This window comes from Stutzerimonas nitrititolerans, assembly GCF_003696285.1.
Lineage (GTDB): Bacteria > Pseudomonadota > Gammaproteobacteria > Pseudomonadales > Pseudomonadaceae > Stutzerimonas > Stutzerimonas nitrititolerans.
The window spans coordinates 193,961-212,515 of the sequence record NZ_RFFL01000003.1 but is presented as its reverse complement, the minus strand read 5'-3'; the positions used below and the strand labels follow the sequence as shown (position 1 = coordinate 212,515).

Here is an 18,555-nt window from a genome sequence, read left to right as displayed (position 1 = left end):
CATGCTCGCTTACATCTTCCGGCGCCTGCTGCTGATCATCCCCACCCTTTTCGGCATTCTGCTGATCAACTTTCTCATCATCCAGGCCGCGCCCGGCGGGCCGGTCGAGCAGGCCATCGCCAAACTGGAGGGTTTCGAGGGCGCCACCAGCCGCATCGCCGGCGGAGGATCGGAAGTTGCCATGGCCGGCACCAACTACCGCGGCGCACAGGGGCTCGACCCCGACCTGGTGGCGGAGATCGAGCGCCTCTACGGTTTCGACAAGCCGCCTGCCGAACGCTTCTGGATCATGCTCAGCAATTATCTGCGCCTGGATTTCGGCGAGAGTTTCTTCCGCGATGCCAAGGTCACCGACCTGATCATCGAGAAGATGCCGGTATCGATCTCGCTGGGGCTGTGGAGCACTCTGATCATGTACCTGGCCTCCATCCCGCTGGGAATCGCCAAGGCGACGCGGCATGGCAGCGCCTTCGATGTCTGGACCAGTTCGGCGATCATCGTCGGCTATGCAATCCCGGCCTTCCTGTTCGCCATCCTGCTGATCGTGCTGTTCGCTGGCGGCAGCTACTGGAACTGGTTTCCGTTGCGCGGGCTGACGTCCGCCAACTTCGAGGAGTTGAGCTTCGCCGGCAAGCTCATCGATTACTTCTGGCACCTGGCGCTGCCGGTCACCGCGCTGGTGATTGGCAACTTCGCCACCCTCACCCTGCTGACCAAGAACAGTTTCCTCGACGAAATCAACAAGCAATACGTCATCACCGCACGCGCCAAGGGCCTGAGCAAGAATCGCGTGCTCTACGGACATGTGTTCCGCAATGCCATGCTGATCATCATCGCCGGCTTCCCGGCGGCCTTCATCGGCATGTTCTTCACCGGCTCGCTGTTGATCGAGGTGATCTTCTCACTGGACGGCCTTGGCCTCCTTAGCTTCGAAGCGGCGATCAATCGGGACTACCCCGTGGTGTTCGGCACCCTCTTCCTCTTCACGCTGCTAGGCCTGGTGGTGAAGCTGATCGGCGACCTGACCTATACGCTGGTCGACCCGCGCATCGACTTCGAAAGCAGGGAGGCCTGAGATGAAACTGACTCCGCTCAATCAGCGCCGGCTCGCCCTGTTCAAGGCCCACAAGCGCGGCTGGTGGTCGCTGTGGATCTTCCTCGCGCTGTTCGTGCTCAGCCTGGGCGCGGAACTCATCGCCAACGACAAGCCCATCGTGGTGCGCTTCGATGGCGGCTGGTATTTCCCGGTATTCGAGCGCTATCCCGAAACCACCTTCGGCGGCGAGTTCCCGCTGCAGGCCAACTACAAGGGCCCCTACATCCAGGAGCTGATCGAGGCGAAAGGCGGCTGGATGATCTGGCCGCCGATTCCCTTCGACTATTCCAGCATCAATTACGACCTGCAGGTCCCCGCGCCAGGCCCGCCATCGCTGGACAACTGGCTCGGCACCGACGATCAGGGCCGTGACGTGCTGGCACGGGTGATCTATGGCTTCCGTATCTCGGTGCTGTTCGCGCTGACGCTGACGCTGATCAGCTCGGTCATCGGCGTCATCGCCGGCGCCCTGCAAGGCTTCTATGGCGGTTGGGTCGATCTGATCGGGCAACGGGTGCTGGAAATCTGGTCCGGCCTGCCGGTGCTCTATCTGCTGATCATCCTCGCCAGCTTCGTGCAACCGAACTTCTGGTGGTTACTGGGCATCATGCTGCTGTTTTCCTGGATGAGTCTGGTGGACGTGGTCCGCGCCGAATTCCTGCGCGGACGAAACCTGGAGTACGTGCGTGCGGCGCGAGCGCTCGGCATGCAGAACGGCGCCATCATGTTCCGGCATATCCTGCCCAACGCGATGGTTTCGACCATGACCTTCATGCCGTTCATCCTCACCGGTGCGATCGGCACCCTGACCGCGCTGGATTTCCTCGGCTTCGGTCTGCCGCCGGGCGCGCCGTCCCTGGGTGAGCTGGTCGCACAGGGCAAAGCCAACCTGCAGGCACCGTGGCTGGGCATCAGCGCCTTCGTCGTCCTGGCCGTGATGCTGACGCTGCTGGTGTTCATCGGCGAGGCTGCACGCGATGCCTTCGATCCAAGGAAATAAGATGGCTGACAATCTGATCGAGGTTCGCAACCTCGCCGTGGAATTCGTCAGCGGCGAGCAGACCCAGCGCGTGGTCGAGGGCGTCAGCTTCGACATTCGCAAGGGCGAAACCCTGGCCCTGGTCGGCGAAAGCGGTTCCGGCAAATCGGTGACCGCCCACTCCATCCTGCGGCTGCTGCCCTACCCCTTGGCTCGTCATCCGGCCGGAAGCATCACCTATGGTGGGCATGACTTGTTGCAGAGCGACGAAAAGCACATGCGTCGCATCCGTGGCAACCGCATCGCCATGGTGTTCCAGGAGCCGATGACCTCGCTCAACCCGCTGCATACCGTCGGCATGCAGATCAACGAGGTCCTGCAGTTGCACAAGGGGCTGCGTGGCCGGGCCGCCACCGCACGCACGCTGGAACTGCTGGAACTGGTGGGCATACCCGAGCCTCGCAAGCGCATCCGCGCCTATCCTCATGAATTGTCTGGCGGTCAGCGCCAGCGGGTGATGATCGCCATGGCGCTGGCCAACGAACCCGAGCTGCTGATCGCCGACGAGCCCACCACGGCGCTCGACGTGACGGTGCAGCTGAAAATCCTCGAACTGCTCAAGGAATTGCAGCAGCGCTTGGGCATGGCGTTGCTGCTGATCAGTCACGATCTGAACCTGGTCAGACGCATCGCGCATCGCGTATGTGTCATGCAGCGCGGTCGTGTCGTCGAACAGGCATCCTGCGAACAACTGTTTCGTGCGCCGGAGCATCCCTATACTCAGGAACTGCTCGGCGCCGAACCCAGCGGAGGTCCGGTGCCGGTCGAGGCCGCCCCGCCATTGCTGGAAGTGAAAGATCTGCGTGTCTGGTTTCCGATCAAGAAAGGCGTGCTCAGGCGCACCGTCGATCACATCAAGGCAGTGGATGGCGTCGACTTCAGCCTGCCCAAGGGACAGACGCTGGGTATCGTGGGTGAAAGCGGTTCGGGCAAGTCGACATTGGGGCTGGCCATCCTGCGGTTGTTGTCCAGCCGCGGAGAGATCCGCTTCCAGGGACAAGCGCTGGAGGATTTGTCGCAGCGAAGGATCCGGCCGTTGCGTCGACAGATGCAGGTGGTGTTTCAGGACCCCTACGGTAGCCTGAGTCCACGCATGTCGGTGGGCCAGATCATCGGTGAAGGACTGGACATCCACCGGATGGGCAGCCCGGAGGAACGAGCGCAGGCAATCATCGATGCGCTGATGGAGGTGGGATTGGATCCCGAGAGCCGCCACCGCTACCCCCACGAGTTTTCCGGTGGGCAGCGGCAGCGCATAGCCATCGCGAGGGCGCTGGTACTCAAGCCGGATCTGATCCTGCTGGACGAACCGACCTCCGCGCTGGACAGAACCGTGCAACGGCAGGTCGTCGAGCTACTCCGCTCGCTGCAGGCCAAGTACAACCTGACCTACCTGTTCATCAGCCACGACCTGGCTGTGGTACGGGCGTTGAGTCACCAGATGATGGTGGTCAAGCAGGGAAAGGTAGTGGAACAGGGTGCGGCCGAGGCCATCTTCGCCGCCCCGCAACATCCGTATACACAGCAGTTGCTGGAGTCCGCCTTTCTGGCGCCGGCACCTGAACAACCAGAAGAGGGACAAGCACATGGGTTTTCTTACCGGTAAGCGCGTACTGATCGTCGGCGTCGCCAGCAAACTGTCGATTGCCTCGGGTATCGCTGCGGCCATGCATCGCGAGGGCGCTGAGCTGGCCTTTACCTACCAGAACGACAAGCTCAAGGGACGCGTCGAAGAATTCGCCGCAGGCTGGGGCTCCGGTCCGGAACTCTGCTTCCCCTGCGACGTGGCGAACGATGAGGACATCGTCAAGGTATTCGAAGAGCTGGGCAAGAAGTGGGATGGCCTGGACGGCATCGTGCATTCGGTAGGCTTCGCCCCTGGCGATCAGCTCGACGGCGATTTCACGGAAGTCACCACCCGTGAAGGCTTCAAGATCGCCCACGACATCAGCGCCTACAGCCTGGTGGCCCTGGCCAAGGCAGGCCGGCCGATGATGAAGGGCCGTAACGGCTCCATCCTCACCCTCTCCTACCTGGGCGCCGAACGCACCATGCCCAACTACAACGTCATGGGCATGGCCAAAGCCAGTCTGGAAGCCGGCGTGCGTTACCTGGCCGGCAGCCTTGGCCCGGAAGGCACCCGCGTCAACGCCGTCTCCGCCGGCCCGATCCGTACGCTCGCCGCATCCGGGATCAAGAGCTTCCGCAAGATGCTCGCGGCCAATGAGAAGCAGACACCGCTGCGCCGCAACGTGACCATCGAAGAAGTCGGTAACGCCGGCGCGTTCCTCTGCTCCGACCTGGCCTCCGGCATCAGTGGGGAAATCCTCTACGTCGACGGTGGTTTCAACACCACCGCGATGGGCGCGATCGAAGACTGAACACCAGATTTCGTCAACGCAAAAGCCCCGGCAGCGCAAGCTGCACGGGGCTTTCTTATGTCGCGAGAGCCGAGGCCGTCTGCTACGTCAGCAGAACCGCTTCATGAAAAAAGCCCCGTCAGCATGCTGAACGGGGCTTTTCCTATGGCTCTCAACTTGCCGTCAAAGCCTCTCTATCTTGGCCTCGGCGTGCTGCTTCTCGCGATAGGCCGCGAAATCCTGCTGGCCGCTGCGCGAAGCCAGGAAGCGGCGGTAGTTCTGCTTCTCCTCGGCGCTCAGTTCGCCATCCGGTTCGCTGACGCCATTCAGGCGAATCACCACATAATCGCCGGAGGCGAGCGTCACGCCACTGAAGGTGGAGCTCTCACCCTCGGGTTTGGGCATCCGGAACACTGTCTGCAACACGGCCGGTGCGACGCCGTCCTGGCCCCGGGTTGCCGCCTCGACAGATTGCCATTGTCCTTCGACCTCGCCACCTTCACGGAGCGTTGCCAGCAGCTTTTCGCCTTCGCTACGTGCCTGCTCGGCGGCCTTGCTGTGCTGCAGCTGCTCGAAAATACCATCGCGCACTGTTTCGAACGCCTGCACTTCAGGCTCGAGGTGCTGCTTGATACGCACGGCAACGACGGTATCCGGATCGAGTTCGATCACACTGCTGTTGGCACGATCCATCAGCACTTCATCACTGAAGGCTGCCTGAATGACCTGACGATTGGCTGCGATGCCTTCACCACCCTCGCGCCCGAAGGGCTCCGTGGTCTTGACGGTCAGACCGAGCTCCTGCGCAGGCTGCTCCAGGTCGGCTGATTCGAAAGCCAGATTCTCGAGTTCCTTGGTCACTTCCACGAAGCGTTGTTCGACCTGCTGTGCTTTCAGCTCACGCTCCAGCTCCGGCTTCATGCTCTCGAAGCTCGGCACTTCGGGCGATTGCACACCCAGCAGCTTGATCAGATGCCAGCCGAACTCCGAACGTACCGGCGCAGACACCTGGCCTTCCTTCAGCGCATAGAGCGCATCTTCGAATGCCGGATCGTAAACGCCCGGACCGGCATAGCCCAGGTCTCCCCCCTCGTTGGCCGAACCGGGATCATCGGAGTGCTCCTTGGCCAAGGTGGCGAAATCCCCACCGGCTGCCAGTTGAGCGGCAATCTCCTCCAGCTGGGCCTTGGCCTCGGCATCGCTTGTACCATCCACCTCGATGAGGATATGCGCAGCGCGACGCTGTTCGGCCAGATTGCCGATCTGTTGGCGATACAACTCCTGCAGCTCTTCTTCCGACGCGTCGACCTCGTCGAAGTAAGCCTCCTTGTTCAGCTCCACGTATTCCAGCACGACCTGCTCAGGCGAACGAAAACGTTCGGTGTTGGCTTCGTAATACTGGCGAGCTTCCTCATCGCTGACCTGCACCGCACTGCTGTCCGCCGCGACGGTGATGCTGGCGAAATCGCGCGTCTGGCGCTCCAGCTGAGCGAAGCGCTCGATCTGCTGATCGGTAACGAAACCCGATCCCGATATCCCCGCGCGCAACTGGCCGATGAGCATCTCCTGCTCGAGCAACTGGCGGAACTGCATCCGCGTATAGCCCATCTGCTGGATGACCTGGTCGAAGCGAGCCGCGTTGAACACACCATCGACGGCGAATTCCGGGGTCTGCAGGATCAGCTGATCCAGAGCAGCCTGGGAAAATGCGAAGTCGGCATCCCGAGCCCCCTGCAACAGCAGGGTTCGGTCGATCAGCGCACCAAGGGCGGAATCACGCATCAGCTTGTCATCGAACAGCGAGGCGTCGAAATCCGAGCCCAGCTGCTGCATCAGCTGTCGGCGCTGCATGTTTACCGCCTGGTTGAGCTCATCCAGCGAAATCTCCTCGCCATTGACCTCAGCCGCGTTTCGGGCATTACCCGAGGAATTGAAAATCGCCTCGAACCCCGTCAACGCCAACAGAACGACGATGATGCCGATGATGGTTTTGGCAATCCAGCCTTGTGAATTGTCCCTGATGTTCTGAAGCATGCGTCCCCCAGGAGTCAGCTGCGCAATAGTGTCTGCAGCACGGGTGGAAACCGGATAAAAGAAAGGCGCATCCAGGGATGCGCCTTCTCGGAGCTTTTGGAGCGGTTGGGCTTATCCCCCAAGCCAGAACGCAGCAGGCACTGCCTGCTCGACAATCGCTCCAGGTCAGGTTCAGCGTTAGCTGATGGCTGACGGGATCGGAAAACGCTTAGTTGACCGCGTCTTTCAGAGCCTTGCCTGCTTTGAAGCCCGGGATCTTGGCAGCAGCGATGTTGATCGGCTTGCCAGTTTGCGGGTTGCGGCCAGTGCGAGCTGCACGCTCTTTGACAGCAAAAGTACCAAAACCAACCAGTACCACGGAATCACCAGCCTTCAGGGCACCAGTGACGGATTCAATTACTGCGTCCAGCGCGCGGCCAGCAACAGCTTTCGGGATATCAGCAGATGCGGCGATGGCATCGATCAGTTCCGACTTGTTCACTCTAAGTCCCCTTATTTCTGTTGAGTCATTCTTCGTTTTTTAAGATGTAAGCAAAGCAGTGCAGGAATCGCATTGACGCAAAGGGAGGTCTTATAGCAAGGCCTCCAAAAATGTGTCAACAACGCTTCCAGCCTAATGCGTGCTGATTCGCTCCTTGGAATCAGTCTCGCGCTTATCGTCCTTTGCAACAATATCGGGAGCCGCATCAGACAAGGGCTCCGGCGCGTATTGCAGCGCAATTTGCAGGACCTCGTCAATCCACTTCACCGGTTTAATCTGCAGGTCCTGCTTAATATTTTCAGGAATCTCCTTCAGGTCTCGCTGGTTTTCTTCCGGGATGATGACCGTCTTGATTCCCCCCCGGTGCGCCGCGAGCAGCTTCTCTTTCAGGCCACCGATCGCCAGCACCTGGCCGCGCAAGGTGATCTCGCCCGTCATGGCGACTTCGGCGCGCACCGGTATCTGGGTCAGTGCCGACACCAGCGCCGTGCACATGCCGATGCCCGCGCTGGGGCCATCCTTGGGCGTCGCCCCTTCCGGGACATGGATGTGGATGTCCTGTTTCTCATGGAAGTCGGGAGCCAGCCCCAGGCTACCGGCACGGCTACGGACCACTGTCAGCGCTGCTGTAATCGATTCACCCATGACGTCGCCCAGCGAGCCGGTCTTGGTCAGGCGGCCCTTGCCAGGAACCACGGCAGCCTCGATGGTCAGCAGCTCACCGCCTACCTGGGTCCAGGCCAGCCCCGTCACCTGACCGATCTGATCCTGCTGTTCGGCCAGGCCATAACGGAACTTGCGCACGCCGAGGAAATGCTCGAGCGTCTTGGGGGTTACCTGAACACTGAAGCTCTTGTCGGCCGCATGCTCCTTGACCACCTTGCGGCAGACCTTGGCCAACTGGCGTTCGAGGCTGCGAACGCCAGCCTCGCGCGTGTAGTAACGGATGATGTCGCGAATCGCCTCTTCCTCGAACTGCAGCTCGGCCTTCTTCAGGCCGTTGGCCTGAATCTGCTTCGGTGCCAGGTAGCGAATGGCGATGTTGATCTTCTCGTCCTCGGTATAGCCCGGCAGACGAATCACCTCCATGCGGTCCAGCAGCGGCGCCGGGATGTTCATCGAGTTGGCCGTGCAGAGGAACATCACGTCCGAAAGGTCGTAATCGACTTCGAGGTAGTGATCGTTGAAGTTGTGATTCTGTTCGGGATCGAGCACCTCGAGCAAAGCCGAGGCCGGATCGCCCCGCATGTCGTTGCCCATCTTGTCGATCTCATCGAGCAGGAACAACGGGTTGCGCACTCCCACCTTGCTCATCTTCTGGATCAGCCGGCCCGGCATCGAGCCGATGTAGGTGCGCCGATGGCCGCGAATCTCGGCCTCGTCGCGCACGCCACCCAGCGCCATGCGTACGAACTTGCGGTTGGTCGAACGCGCAATGGACTCGGCCAGCGAGGTCTTGCCGACACCGGGTGGTCCGACCAGGCAGAGCACCGGGCCCTTGAGCTTCTTCACGCGCTTCTGCACGGCCAGGTACTCGAGGATGCGATCCTTCACCTCCTCCAGGCCGTAGTGGTCGGCGTCGAGCACTTCTTCGGCCTTGGCCAGGTCCAGGCGCACCTTGCTCGCAGCCTTCCACGGCACGTTGACCAGCCAATCGATGTAGGTACGCACCACGGTCGCTTCGGCCGACATGGGCGACATCTGCTTGAGCTTGTTTAGCTCGGTGGTCGCCTTGACGTGCGCATCCTTGCTGAGGCCAGCGTTCTCGATGCGCTTCTTGAGATCATCGATTTCGTTGTGGCCTTCGTCGATATCACCCAACTCCTTCTGAATGGCCTTCATCTGCTCATTCAGGTAGTACTCGCGCTGGCTGCGCTCCATCTGCTTCTTGACGCGGCCACGAATGCGCTTCTCGACCTGCAGCAGGTCGATCTCGGCATCCAGCAGGGCCAGCACATGCTCGACGCGTGCCGGCAGATCGGTGATTTCGAGGATTTCCTGCTTCTGCTCGATCTTCAGCGCCATATGAGCGGCCATGGTATCCACCAGCCGCGCCGGTTCCTCGATGCTAGCCAGCGATGCCAGCACCTCGGCTGGCACCTTCTTGCCCAATTGCACGTACTGCTCGAACTGACCAAGCAGACTGCGAGTGAACACTTCCGCCTCGCGCGCATCGAGCGCGGACTCGTCGATCAGCGCCACTTCGGCTCGGCAATGTCCGTCGGCTTCGACGAAACGCTCGATCATCCCGCGCTGCTCGCCTTCGACCAGAACCTTGACGGTACCGTCGGGCAGCTTGAGCAACTGCAACACCGTGGCCACAGTGCCTACGCGGTACAGCGCATCTTCAGCGGGATCATCGTCCGCCGGGTTCTTCTGGGCCACGAGCAGAATCTGCTTGTCGCCCGACATCGCCGACTCGAGCGCTTCGATGGATTTTTCACGCCCAACGAACAGCGGTATCACCATGTGCGGGTAGACCACGACATCGCGCAGCGGCAAAAGGGGCAATTCGATGGTTGTCTTCATAAATTCAGCTCTACGACGGCCATACGGCGGTAAACGGGAGAAACATACCCTGACGACACAAGATGAGGGCGCGATCCGTAAAAAACAAGGATCACCGGGAAAATGCAAAGGGGCCCGAAGGCCCCTTTTTCGATCACGCGTCAGGCGCTGCCTTGGCGGGCGGCTCGCTGTTCTCGTAAATCAGAAGTGGCTGAGAGGTGCCTTCGATCACGCTCTCGTCGATGACCACCTTGCTGACGTCCTTCTGGGAAGGAATCTCGTACATGGTATCGAGCAGCACCCCTTCCAGAATCGAGCGCAGGCCGCGAGCACCTGTCTTGCGCTCCAGCGCACGCCCAGCTACCGCCTTGAGCGCATCCGGACGGAACTCCAGATCGACCCCTTCGAGCTCGAACAGCTTGGCGTACTGCTTGGTCAGCGCATTCTTCGGCTCGGTAAGAATCTGGATGAGTGCGGCTTCATCCAGCTCGTCCAGCGTCGCGATGACCGGCAAGCGGCCGACGAACTCGGGAATCAGACCGAACTTGACCAGATCGTCAGGCTCCACTACCCGCAGGGATTCGCCGATCTTCTTGCCCAGATCCTTGCTGCGAACCTCGGCATTGAAGCCGATGCCACCCTTGGTGGAACGTCCCTGGATGACTTTCTCCAGGCCCGCGAACGCACCGCCACAGATGAACAGGATATTGCGCGTATCGACCTGCAGGAACTCCTGCTGCGGATGCTTGCGCCCACCCTGCGGCGGAACCGATGCAACAGTACCCTCGATCAGCTTGAGCAGTGCCTGCTGCACGCCCTCGCCCGACACGTCGCGCGTGATCGACGGGTTGTCGGACTTGCGTGAAATCTTGTCGATCTCGTCGATGTAGACGATGCCCATCTGGGCCTTTTCCACGTCGTAGTCGCACTTCTGCAGCAGCTTCTGGATGATGTTCTCGACATCCTCGCCCACGTAGCCCGCTTCGGTCAGCGTGGTCGCGTCGGCGATGGTGAAAGGTACGTTGAGCAGCCGCGCCAGCGTTTCGGCCAGCAGCGTCTTGCCCGAACCGGTAGGACCGATCAGCAGAATGTTGCTCTTGCCCAGTTCGACTTCTTCTTTCTTGTCGCGCTGGTTCAAGCGTTTGTAATGGTTGTAAACAGCCACTGCGAGGATTTTCTTCGCGCGTTCCTGACCAATGACGTACTGGTCGAGAATGCCGCTGATCTCCTTGGGCGCAGGCAGTTTTTGCGCGCTGCTCTCGGCCTGGGCTTCCTGCACCTCCTCGCGGATGATGTCATTGCACAGGTCGACGCATTCGTCGCAGATAAAGACCGAGGGGCCGGCAATCAATTTGCGTACTTCATGCTGGCTTTTGCCGCAAAAAGAGCAATAGAGCAGCTTGCCGGAATCCTCGCCGTTGCGGGTATCAGTCATTCGATCGATCCAATCGGGAAGGCTTGAAACACAAGATGAAGGCAATCGTGGGCTTTTTCAAGCCCACGCACTAGCCGGATATCGCCAGACCAGCGTGATCAGACGGCCAGCTGGCGCTGGGTCAGAACCTGGTCGATCAGTCCGTATTTGACGGCTTCCTCTCCGCTCATGAAGTTGTCGCGGTCAGTGTCGCGTGCGATCACTTCCAGCGGCTGGCCGGTGTGCTCGGCCATGACCTTGTTCAGACGCTCGCGGATGGTGAGGATCTCGCGCGCATGAATCTCGATGTCCGACGCCTGGCCCTGGAAACCACCCAGCGGCTGGTGAATCATCATCCGCGAGTGGGGCAGGCAGTAACGCTTGCCGGCCGCACCGCCGGTAAGCAGCAACGCGCCCATGCTGCAGGCCTGGCCGATGCAGATAGTCGATACGTCCGGCTTGATGAACTGCATGGTGTCGTAGATCGACATACCGGCCGTCACCGAGCCGCCCGGGGAGTTGATGTACAGGTGAATGTCCTTCTCGGGGTTTTCCGCTTCGAGGAATAGCAGCTGCGCGACGATCAGGTTGGCCATGTGGTCTTCGACCTGACCCACCATGAAGATCACTCGCTCCTTGAGAAGACGGGAATAGATGTCATAGGCACGCTCGCCGCGCGCCGACTGCTCGATGACCATTGGCACCAGACCGCCAGCGGCCTGAATGTCCGGAGCTTGCATAAATGAATTGCGGGACATGTCCAGCGATACTCCCTATGTCATGCCTCAAATACATAAGCCAGCACGAGGCTGGCTTATGAATGATGTGCTCGATCGTTGAAGAAGATCAGGCCGCTTGCGGTGCTTCCGCTGGCTTAACCGCTTCCTCGTAAGAGACCGATTTGTCGGTCACCTTGGCCTGCTGCAGAACAGTATCTACAACTTGCTCTTCGAGCACAACCGAACGGACTTCGTTCAGTTGCTCGTCATTTTTGTAGTACCAGGACACCACTTGTTCAGGCTCCTGATACGCGGAAGCCATCTCTTCGATCAGCTCGCGAACACGCGCATCATCGGGCTTGAGCTCGTACTGCTTGACGACTTCAGCAACGATCAGACCGAGCACGACGCGACGCTTGGCCTGCTCCTGGAACATCTCGGCCGGCAGCTGCTCGGGCTTGATGTTACCGCCGAACTGCTGAACGGCTTGTACGCGCAGACGATTGACTTCGTTGTCGATCAGCGCCTTGGGCACCTCGATCGGGTTGGCACTGACCAGCCCTTCCATGACCTGGTTCTTGACCTTAGTCTTGATGGCCTGACGCAGTTCGCGCTCCATGTTCTTCTTCACTTCGGCACGGAAGCCTTCGAGGCCACCTTCCTGAACGCCGAACTGGGCGAAGAACTCGTCATTCAACTCCGGCAGCTGAGGTGCTGCGACGCTGTTGACGGTAACGGTGAACTCGGCGGTCTTGCCGGCCAGATCGAGGTTCTGGTAATCCTCGGGGAAGGTCGGGGTGATCACGCGCTCTTCGCCGGCCTTGACACCAACCAGTGCTTCTTCGAAGCCCGGAATCATGCGACCCGAGCCCAATACCAGCTGGGTGCCCTTGGCCGAGCCACCGGCGAAGACTTCACCGTCGATCTTGCCGACGAAATCCATGTTCAACTGGTCGTCGTTCTCGGCTGCACGCTCGACGTTCTCATAGCGGGTGTTCTGCTTGCGCAGGATGTCCAGCATGTTGTCGACGTCGGCATCGGCAACCTCGGCCTGCGGGCGCTCGATCTCGATGGACTCGAAGCCGGCAACCTTGAACTCGGGGAATACTTCGAATGTAGCGACGTACTCGAGGTCCTTGCCCTTCTCGAACACTTTCGGCTCGACGGCAGGCGCGCCAGCCGGGTTCAGCTTCTCGGCAACCACGGCTTCATAGAAGGTGGCCTGGATCAGATCGCCCAGCGCTTCCTGGCGAGCCGCCGCTTCGTAACGCTGGCGGATCACGCTCATCGGCACCTTGCCGGGACGGAAACCTGGGATCTTGGCACGACTGGCGGTCTGTTGCAGACGCTTGTTGACTTCGGTCTCGATGCGCTCGACCGGCACGCCAATGGTCATGCGGCGCTCAAGAGCGGAGGTGCTTTCAACAGAAACTTGCATGGATTTTCCTCGTTGCACAGACATAAGCCGGGCGTTCCGGCCCCAGAATGGGCAAGCATTCTAGTGGCTCGCATTACAGAAGTCACCCTGGCCCGACAATGCGATTGCAAAAGTATGAGCAACGACGCTTCGAGAAAAATGGTCGACGAAACGAAGCTATATAAGGAAGCAATGGCTTCGTAAGTCTCGAGCGAGGACCAGCGACTGCGGGCCCCTTGCTCACGGCGCCTTGAGTCAGCCGCCACTGGCGTTCATGAAGCGCAGCACCTGCACCTCGCCGTTGCTGGCGAACTCGTGACGCCACGGCTTGCGCTGCAGCGCAGCGTGGATGGTGTCGATCAGCGGCTGGTCGCTGGTCGGGTGGCGGCGCAGCAGTGCACGCAGGTCGACGGAATGCTCGTGGCCCAGGCACAGCAGCAGGCGACCTTCCACGGTCAGCCGCACGCGGTTGCAGGTGGCGCAGAAGTTGTGCGAATGCGGCGAGATGAAGCCGATGCGCGTCTGCGGATGCTCCGGCAGGCGCACATAGCGCGCCGGGCCGCCGCTCTGCTCGGCCGAATCGATCAGCGCGTGACGCTCGGCGATCAGCGCCTTGACCTCGTCGCTGGAGCAGAAGCTCTCGCCGCGCGAACGGCCGACATCGCCCAGCGGCATTTCCTCGATGAAGCTCAGGTCCAGCCCGCCGGCGATGGCGAAGTCCACCAAGTCGGCGACTTCCTCTGCGTTGCGGCCCTTCATCACCACGGCATTGAGCTTGATCCGCTCGAAGCCGGCGGCGCGCGCCGCATCGATGCCGTCGAGCACCTGCTGCAGCTGGCCGGTGCGCGTAATGGCGTGGAATTTCTCGGCGTCCAGGCTATCCAGACTGATGTTCAGTCGCTTGACCCCGGCCCGTACCAACGGCGCGGCGAGCCTGACCAGTTGCGAGCCGTTGGTGGTCATCACCAGTTCGCGCAGCCCCGGCAGCGCGGCGATGCGCTCGCACAGGCCGACGATGCCCTGACGCACCAGCGGCTCGCCGCCGGTGAGGCGAATTTTCTTCACGCCCAGGCCGACGAAGATCCGCGCGACGCGCTCCAGCTCCTCCAGCCCGAGCACCTGCTGGCGCGGCAGGAAGGTCATGTCCTCGGCCATGCAGTAGACGCAGCGGAAATCGCAACGGTCGGTCACCGACAGGCGCAGGTAGTCGATGGCGCGGTCGTGGGCATCGCGTAGTCGAGTCATCGCTAAGACCTCTGAAGCTTCGTAGGGTGGATGACGCTTTTTTCATCCACCATGGCCCTCACAGGCTCGTTCGTGCCGCCGAAGGTGGAAAACGCTGCGCGGTTTTCCACCCTACGGTTATTGCATCAACGGCGTTTCCGCACCCTGCAGGTGGATGCCTTCGATATTCGCCGCGCCGACCAGACCCTGCAGATACTGGCTGACGCCGATCTGCCAGACGCGCTGGTTGAGTTCGGCGCGGATCGAACCAGCCACCGCCTCGTAGGGCAACTGCTCGCCGTCGATACGCTGGTCGACGAACACCAGGTGGTAGCCGTAGCGGCTTTCCAGCGGCTGCTGGCACAACCCGGCGGGAAGGCGGAACAGCTGGCGTTCGAATTCCGGCACGGTCTGGCCCTTGCTGATCTGCCCCAGCGCCCCGCCCTGTTCCTTGGACGGGCACGCCGAGTGTCGCAGCGCCAGTTCGGCGAAGCCTTGCGGGGCCGCCTGCAGCTGCCCGAGCAGCTCCAGCGCCTGCTCGCGGGCCAGGCTGCGCGCCTCGACGTCGTCCGCCGCACAGGCCAGCAGGATGTGCCGCGCGGCCAGCAGCGGCGCGCTGAAGAAGCGCGACCGGTTGCCGCTGTAGTAATTGCGGCACGTGGCCTCGTCGGCCAGCGGCAGCGGCACTTCGCGCTCGATCAGCGCGCGGGTGGCGGCCTCTTCCTCGCTTTCGCCGGACGCCGCCTGTACCACCAGGCCCAGTTCGCCGATGCGCTGCTGCAGCAGCTCACGCAGCACCAGCGCCTGGACCGCCAGGTAGACGGCCTCGTCGCGACTCTCGGCGGGGTGGTACTGCAGCTCCCGGGCGATGGCCTGCGCCGCGATCTCCACGCCATTGACCCGGACCCGCGGCCATTCCTGTTCGCTGCTGGCGATCAGCGACGGCTCGCCGGCCGCCTCGTCGATCTCCGGCTCTACTTCACGTGGCAGCTCCTCGAACAGCGGCGCCTCGGCCGGCACCTCGATTTCCGGGCGGGCGCCGCCACCGCAGCCGCCGCCTCCCGTGATTCCACCGCATCCACAGCCCATGATGAATACCTCGATAAAGCCGTAATAAGGTCGCTCCGGTCCGTCGGCTGGCCAACGCCCAAGGCGCCGACCAGCGGGACGTCACACCGGGCTCTTGCTCTTCGCCGTGGCGTAGCCGGGCGCGGCGGCCGGCGCGGCGGTCTCGCGCGCCGGCGCCTCGTAGCCACGCGGGCGTTGCGCGCGCGGCATGGCCGGCTTGACGCCCTTCTGGCGGACGATCTGGTAGCGCCGGCCCAGGTACCACACCGGCGCGCTGACGATGTGCACCAGGCGGGTGAAGGGGAACAGCACGAACAAGGTGACGCCCAGCAGCACGTGCAGCTTGTAGATCAGGCCGACCGACTCGATCGCCGCGGCGGCCTTGACCGGCTGCAGGGTGACCAGGCTCTGCGCCCAGGTGCCCAGCAGCACCATCACCGAGCCGTCCATGTGGCCGGTGGAGGCGACGATGGTCAGCAGGCCCAGCACCAGTTGCGCCAGCAGTACGAACAGGATCATCACGTCGCTGCCGTTGGAGGTGGCGCGTACACGCGCATCGGTCAGCCGGCGATGGATCAGCAGCACCAGGCCGATCAGGCAGAGGATGCCGAAGAAGCCGCCGGAGACCATCGCCAGCAGTTGCTTGGCGCCGCTGCTGATGAAGTGGTGGTAGAGGGCTTCGGGCATCAGCAGGCCGACGAAGTGGCCGCAGAGGATGAACAGGATGCCGATATGGAACAGGTTGCTCGCCAGGCGCATGCGCGTGTTGGAGAGCATCTGGCTGGAGCCGGTCTTCCAGCTGTACTGCGACAGGTCGAAGCGCGCCCAGCTGCCGATCAGGCAGATGGCCAGGGCGATGTAGGGATAGGCCCCGAACAGCAGGAAATTGAAGTCAGACATTGCGCACCTCCTGGGCGAGCGCGGCGGCCGGCCCGTCATGCTTGAAATCGGTCCAGTGCAGCGGCACCGGGCTTTCCTCGCGGGCCTTGCCCGGCCCGCTCGACATCGATGGGCAGCGATCCTGCTGCTCGGCCTGGAGGAAGTTCACCTGCTCCTCCTCCCAGACCTTGTCGAGGGCCTCCAGCGAGTCGTCGCGCTGCTCCGCGGCGACCTGCTCGCGCAGGCCGCTCAGGGTTTCCTGCACCGGCTCGCCGGCGATCTGCAGCAGCGCACGGAAACACGCGGCGTGCGGGCTTTCGCGCTCCTGCAGGCGGGCCGCCAGTAGCGCCAGCAGGTGCGCGACGTCGGCCAGCCCCTCGCGGGCCTCGAGGTCCTCGCGGGTGGCGAGGTACTCGAGATACAGCGGGACGTAGTCCGGCAGCTCGCGTACGCCGATGTCGAAACCGGCCTCGGTGTACTGCGCCATCAGGTCGACCATGGCCTGGCCGCGGTCGCGGGACTCGCCATGCACGTGCTCGAACAGCAGCAGCGACAAGGCGCGGCCGCGGTCGAACAGGTCGGTGTAGCGCTCCTGCACGTCCATCAGATCGCCGTGGCAGAGCTCGTCGAGCAGCGCGCGCAATTCGGCGCGCTGCTCGGGACTGATCTCGTGGGCGGAGGTGATGGCCATGGCCAGTTCCAGCTGATGCTCGCGCAACTGGGCGGTCGGGTAGTCGAGCAACAGGGAAATCACTTTCAGGATTCGCATGTTCAGTCCTCCCACAGTTGCACGGTCTTGATGATGTCGCGGCGGTTGGCCTTCCTGGCACCGAACATATTGGTGTCCGAGGCGCCCGAGCAGCCGCTGCCGAAGCTGAAGCCGCAACCGGAGCGCTCGGCGAAGGCGTCGCTCATGGCCTCCTCGCGGTGCGCGCTGGGGATCACGTAGCGGTCCTCGTAGTTGGCGATGGCCAGGTAGCGGTACATGTCCTCGACCTGGGCCACCGACAGCCCGACGCTCTTCAGTACCTCCAGGTCCTGCACGCCGTCGACCTGCTCGGCGCGCTTGTAGGCGCGCATGGCGAGCATGCGCCTGAGCGCCAGCTTGACCGGCTCTTCGTCGCCGGCGGTAAGCAGGTTGGCCAGGTAGCGCAGCGGGATGCGCAGGCTGTCGACGTCCGGCAGCACGCCATCCATGCTGATGTGGCCGGCGGCCGCGGCGTTCTGGATCGGCGACAGCGGCGGCACGTACCAGACCATCGGCAGGGTGCGGTACTCCGGGTGCAGCGGCAGGGCCAGCTTCCAGTCCACCGCCATCTTGTAGACCGGCGACTTCTGCGCGGCCTCGATCACCGACATCGGCACGCCGTCGTTCAGCGCCTGCTCGATGACCTGCGGGTCGAAGGGGTCGAGGAAGATCTCCAGCTGCTTCTGGTACAGGTCCTGCTCGTTGACGGTGCTGGCCACTTCATGGATGCGGTCGGCGTCGTACAGCAGCACGCCGAGGTAGCGGATACGTCCCACGCATGTTTCCGCGCAGACGGTCGGCATGCCGGCCTCGATGCGCGGGAAGCAGAAGATGCACTTCTCGGACTTGCCGCTCTTCCAGTTGAAGTAGATCTTCTTGTACGGGCAGCCGCTGATGCACATGCGCCAGCCGCGGCACTTCTCCTGGTCGATGAGGACGATCCCGTCCTCCTCGCGCTTGTAGATCGCCCCGCTCGGGCAGGACGCCGCGCACGCCGGGTTCAGGCAGTGCTCGCACAGGCGCGGCAGGTACATCATGAAGGTGTTTTCGTACTGGCCGTAGATGTCGGCCTGGACCTTGTCGAAGTTCTTGTCCTTGCGCCGCTTGGCGAACTCGGTGCCGAGGATTTCCTCCCAGTTCGGCCCCCACTCGATCTTCTCCATGCGCTGGCCGGAGATCAGCGAGCGCGGCCGCGCCACCGGCTGGTGCTCGGAGATCGGCGCGGTGTGCAGGTTCTGGTAGTCAAAGTCGAACGGCTCGTAGTAGTCGTCGATGGTCGGCAGGTCAGGGTTGGCGAAGATGTTCGCCAGCACGCGAAACTTGCCGCCGATCTTCGGGTTGATGGTGCCGTCGCCGTTGCGCACCCAGCCGCCCTTCCACTTGTCCTGGTTTTCCCACTCCTTGGGGTAGCCGATGCCGGGCTTGGTCTCGACGTTGTTGAACCAGGCGTATTCCATGCCTTCGCGGCTGGTCCAGACGTTCTTGCAGGTGATCGAGCAGGTGTGGCAACCGATGCACTTGTCCAGGTTCAGGACCATGCCCACTTGTGAACGAATCTTCATGGCATC

The 18,555-nt window shown here is 62.1% G+C and carries 15 protein-coding genes; 4 read left to right on the top strand and 11 right to left on the bottom strand.

From position 1 onward, the window contains the following. Position 1 precedes the first annotated feature (1 nt). From EA795_RS04950 to fabI, 4 genes are read left to right on the top strand one after another with little or no spacing between them, the layout of a single operon-like run. Complete coding sequence (locus tag EA795_RS04950; protein WP_014852921.1) at positions 2–1,075, top strand: microcin C ABC transporter permease YejB; 1,074 nt, start codon at positions 2–4, stop codon at positions 1,073–1,075. 1 nt (position 1,076) lies between these two features. Next, a complete protein-coding gene (locus EA795_RS04945) occupies positions 1,077–2,096 on the top strand; it encodes an ABC transporter permease (protein WP_014852922.1) in 1,020 nt (339 codons plus the stop codon). A gap of 1 nt (position 2,097) precedes the next feature. After that, complete coding sequence (locus EA795_RS04940) at positions 2,098–3,741, top strand: ABC transporter ATP-binding protein (protein WP_014852923.1); 1,644 nt, start codon at positions 2,098–2,100, stop codon at positions 3,739–3,741. After that, a complete protein-coding gene (gene fabI, locus EA795_RS04935; protein WP_014852924.1) occupies positions 3,722–4,516 on the top strand; it encodes an enoyl-ACP reductase FabI in 795 nt (264 codons plus the stop codon). The genes EA795_RS04940 and fabI overlap by 20 nt, the downstream gene beginning before the upstream one ends. Before the next feature lie 162 nt (positions 4,517–4,678). On the opposite strand, the gene EA795_RS04930 is transcribed toward fabI, so the two are convergent. The 11 genes from EA795_RS04930 to narH form a co-directional block, all read right to left on the bottom strand. Then, the gene (locus EA795_RS04930) at positions 4,679–6,529 is read right to left on the bottom strand and encodes a SurA N-terminal domain-containing protein (protein WP_014852925.1); all 1,851 of its coding nucleotides are present in this window, start codon (positions 6,527–6,529) and stop codon (positions 4,679–4,681) included. A gap of 208 nt (positions 6,530–6,737) precedes the next feature. Then, entirely contained in the window at positions 6,738–7,010 is a 273-nt protein-coding gene (gene hupB / locus EA795_RS04925) for a nucleoid-associated protein HU-beta (protein WP_003282502.1), read from the bottom strand. Positions 7,011–7,142: 132 nt separating this feature from the next. Beyond that, positions 7,143–9,539, bottom strand: a complete 2,397-nt coding sequence (gene lon / locus EA795_RS04920; protein ID WP_122075893.1) for an endopeptidase La — start codon at positions 9,537–9,539, stop codon at positions 7,143–7,145. Positions 9,540–9,672: 133 nt separating this feature from the next. Then, positions 9,673–10,953, bottom strand: coding sequence for an ATP-dependent Clp protease ATP-binding subunit ClpX (gene clpX, locus EA795_RS04915; protein WP_014852927.1), 1,281 nt, complete (start codon positions 10,951–10,953; stop codon positions 9,673–9,675). Positions 10,954–11,051: 98 nt separating this feature from the next. Next, positions 11,052–11,690, bottom strand: a complete 639-nt coding sequence (clpP, locus tag EA795_RS04910; protein WP_043942607.1) for an ATP-dependent Clp endopeptidase proteolytic subunit ClpP — start codon at positions 11,688–11,690, stop codon at positions 11,052–11,054. A gap of 88 nt (positions 11,691–11,778) precedes the next feature. Beyond that, a complete protein-coding gene (gene tig / locus EA795_RS04905) occupies positions 11,779–13,089 on the bottom strand; it encodes a trigger factor (RefSeq protein ID WP_115027748.1) in 1,311 nt (436 codons plus the stop codon). 234 nt (positions 13,090–13,323) lie between these two features. After that, positions 13,324–14,313, bottom strand: a complete 990-nt coding sequence (gene moaA, locus EA795_RS04900; protein WP_122075891.1) for a GTP 3',8-cyclase MoaA — start codon at positions 14,311–14,313, stop codon at positions 13,324–13,326. A 117-nt stretch (positions 14,314–14,430) separates the two neighbouring features. Then, positions 14,431–15,381, bottom strand: coding sequence for a peptidylprolyl isomerase (locus EA795_RS04895; RefSeq protein ID WP_122075889.1), 951 nt, complete (start codon positions 15,379–15,381; stop codon positions 14,431–14,433). An 81-nt stretch (positions 15,382–15,462) separates the two neighbouring features. Further along, positions 15,463–16,260, bottom strand: coding sequence for a respiratory nitrate reductase subunit gamma (gene narI / locus EA795_RS04890; protein ID WP_122075887.1), 798 nt, complete (start codon positions 16,258–16,260; stop codon positions 15,463–15,465). Further along, complete coding sequence (gene narJ / locus EA795_RS04885) at positions 16,253–17,008, bottom strand: nitrate reductase molybdenum cofactor assembly chaperone (RefSeq protein ID WP_122075885.1); 756 nt, start codon at positions 17,006–17,008, stop codon at positions 16,253–16,255. Before narJ ends, narI begins: the two co-directional genes overlap by 8 nt. A 2-nt stretch (positions 17,009–17,010) precedes the next feature. Next, complete coding sequence (narH, locus tag EA795_RS04880; protein WP_115027744.1) at positions 17,011–18,549, bottom strand: nitrate reductase subunit beta; 1,539 nt, start codon at positions 18,547–18,549, stop codon at positions 17,011–17,013. Positions 18,550–18,555 lie beyond the last annotated feature (6 nt).

Bases quoted from the DNA above. Each gene is read 5' to 3' on its own strand.
- EA795_RS04950 (WP_014852921.1), top strand. From the start codon at position 2: ATGCTCGCTTACATCTTCCGGCGCCTGCTGCTGATCATCCCCACCCTT.
- EA795_RS04945 (WP_014852922.1), top strand. From the start codon at position 1,077: ATGAAACTGACTCCGCTCAATCAGCGCCGGCTCGCCCTGTTCAAGGCC.
- EA795_RS04940 (WP_014852923.1), top strand. From the start codon at position 2,098: ATGGCTGACAATCTGATCGAGGTTCGCAACCTCGCCGTGGAATTCGTC.
- fabI (WP_014852924.1), top strand. From the start codon at position 3,722: ATGGGTTTTCTTACCGGTAAGCGCGTACTGATCGTCGGCGTCGCCAGC.
- EA795_RS04930 (WP_014852925.1), bottom strand. From the start codon at position 6,529: ATGCTTCAGAACATCAGGGACAATTCACAAGGCTGGATTGCCAAAACC.
- lon (WP_122075893.1), bottom strand. From the start codon at position 9,539: ATGAAGACAACCATCGAATTGCCCCTTTTGCCGCTGCGCGATGTCGTG.
- clpX (WP_014852927.1), bottom strand. From the start codon at position 10,953: ATGACTGATACCCGCAACGGCGAGGATTCCGGCAAGCTGCTCTATTGC.
- clpP (WP_043942607.1), bottom strand. From the start codon at position 11,690: ATGTCCCGCAATTCATTTATGCAAGCTCCGGACATTCAGGCCGCTGGC.
- tig (WP_115027748.1), bottom strand. From the start codon at position 13,089: ATGCAAGTTTCTGTTGAAAGCACCTCCGCTCTTGAGCGCCGCATGACC.
- moaA (WP_122075891.1), bottom strand. From the start codon at position 14,313: ATGACTCGACTACGCGATGCCCACGACCGCGCCATCGACTACCTGCGC.
- EA795_RS04895 (WP_122075889.1), bottom strand. From the start codon at position 15,381: ATGGGCTGTGGATGCGGTGGAATCACGGGAGGCGGCGGCTGCGGTGGC.
- narI (WP_122075887.1), bottom strand. From the start codon at position 16,260: ATGTCTGACTTCAATTTCCTGCTGTTCGGGGCCTATCCCTACATCGCC.
- narJ (WP_122075885.1), bottom strand. From the start codon at position 17,008: ATGCGAATCCTGAAAGTGATTTCCCTGTTGCTCGACTACCCGACCGCC.
- narH (WP_115027744.1), bottom strand. From the start codon at position 18,549: ATGAAGATTCGTTCACAAGTGGGCATGGTCCTGAACCTGGACAAGTGC.